Source organism: Streptomyces sp. NPDC006261 (assembly GCF_040613515.1).
GTDB lineage: Bacteria > Actinomycetota > Actinomycetes > Streptomycetales > Streptomycetaceae > Streptomyces.
In genome coordinates this window covers 1-1,280 of record NZ_JBEXSI010000163.1, presented here as the reverse complement: position 1 = coordinate 1,280, position 1,280 = coordinate 1, and the positions used below count along the sequence as shown (strand labels likewise).

General features: G+C 65.9%; 2 protein-coding genes. Both read left to right on the top strand.

Annotation, left to right across the window (positions count from 1 at the left end; translation table 11 throughout):
• Positions 1-96 precede the first annotated feature (96 nt).
• Positions 97-438 (top strand): hypothetical protein, encoded by a 342-nt coding sequence (locus ABZ154_RS35045; RefSeq protein ID WP_356838518.1) that lies wholly within the window; start codon positions 97-99, stop codon positions 436-438.
• A gap of 7 nt (positions 439-445) precedes the next feature.
• The gene (locus ABZ154_RS35040) at positions 446-1,213 is read left to right on the top strand and encodes an IS5 family transposase (protein ID WP_356838517.1); all 768 of its coding nucleotides are present in this window, start codon (positions 446-448) and stop codon (positions 1,211-1,213) included.
• Positions 1,214-1,280 lie beyond the last annotated feature (67 nt).

Genomic DNA, 1,280 nt, shown 5'->3' with positions numbered 1-1,280 from the left:
CTAAGGGCTGTCCCGCAAGTCGGGGCTTCTTCCCAGGGACTGGGCCTCAGTTGATATCCCCGGGCCTGTGACCGCGTGCTGTGGCAGCCTGCCGTCATGCCAGCAGAGCTGAGAGAACATGCAGGTCGTCACTACGCCATCCAGTTCCACTACGCCTTGCCCGACGACTCCTGGGCTGTGGAACTGAGCGAGGCTGTGCCTGCGCCAGCCGCGTGGGCTGAGACGCCCAACGCGGCGACCCATCTGCCCGGGTCGGCCTTCCTGGTGGCGCTCGTCCCCGACGAGGACCCTGATCTGGAGCCGACCGTCCGCATCTATAGCCCTGACGAGCACGTCATCCCGTACGAGATCACGCAGTGGTTCATGGAGCAGGTGGCTGACCAGGTGGAACGCTGCCGCATCGCGTTCGAGCAGGGTGAACCCGAAGCACTGGAATGATCATGCAGTGGCTGGTGTGATCACGGCGTCGGAGCCGTCCTGGATAGGTCCGTTTACCGGGCTGAGCCCGCGACAGTTCGGGAAGCTCGTGACAGCGCTGCGGCGGGAGGGCGCCGACCCGGTGCGCAAGGGTCGGCCGTGGAGTCTTCCGCTGGAGGACCGGGCCCTGTTGGTCGCGGCGTACTGGCGTACGAACCTGACGATGCGGCAGCTCGCCCCGTTGTTCGGGGTGTCAAAGTCGGCGGCGGACCGCATCATCGACCATCTCGGGCCGATGCTCGCGCTCCAGCCCCGCAAGCGGTTCGCCAAGGACACCGTGCTCATTGTGGACGGCACCCTGGTCCCCACCCGCGACCACACCGTGGCTGAGCAGTCCAAGAACTACAGATACTCCACGAACCACCAGGTCGTCATCGACGCCGACACCCGCTTGGTCGTCGTCGTGGGCCGGCCTCTCGCCGGAAACCGCAACGATTGCAAGGCATGGGAGGAATCCGGCGCCAAAGCCGCCGTCGGCACGACCATGACGATCGCCGACGGCGGCTATCCCGGCACCGGGCTCGTCATGCCCCACCGCCGACGCAAGGGCGAAGAGCTGCCCGACTGGAAACAGGAACACAACAAGTCCCACAAGCAGGTCCGCGCCCGCGTCGAGCACGTCTTCGCCCGTATGAAGACCTGGAAGATCCTCCGCGACTGCCGCCTCAAAGGCGACGGCGTCCACCATGCCATGCTCGGCATCGCACGCCTGCACAACCTCACCCTCGCCGGATAGTCCAACGACCGCACAGCAACCGACCCTGCCCGGGCGGCTCATAGATCATTTGCGGGACAGCCCTTAG